This window comes from Pseudoalteromonas sp. P1-13-1a, from assembly GCF_001401875.1.
In the GTDB taxonomy this organism is placed as follows: Bacteria; Pseudomonadota; Gammaproteobacteria; order Enterobacterales; family Alteromonadaceae; genus Pseudoalteromonas.
Genome location: NZ_LKDV01000161.1, coordinates 1 through 215, shown reverse-complemented (window position 1 = coordinate 215; position 215 = coordinate 1). Strand labels below are relative to the sequence as shown.

The window sequence follows — 215 nt, the reverse complement described above, 5'->3', positions numbered from 1 at the left end:
GCCGCATCCGTAATACTGGCTTGCACACTGTAGCTACCATCAGGTAATGCTGGGCTCGTTGCTTGCCAGTTGCCGTTGGCATCAACCGTGGCGGTGATTGCGATATCGTCGCCGTTGCTATCGGTAATAACAATATTGACAACAGTGCCTTGCGGCTCTGTTGAAGTACCACTGATGAGTGGCGTGCTGTCGTTGCCAAGTCCCAGTGCATCCAC

The 215-nt window shown here is 53.5% G+C and carries 1 protein-coding gene; it reads right to left on the bottom strand.

Annotated elements, in window-relative coordinates; all coding sequences use genetic code 11:
- A partial coding sequence (locus tag AN391_RS20655) for an Ig-like domain-containing protein (protein WP_235576520.1) occupies positions 1–215 on the bottom strand: 215 nt, incomplete at both ends.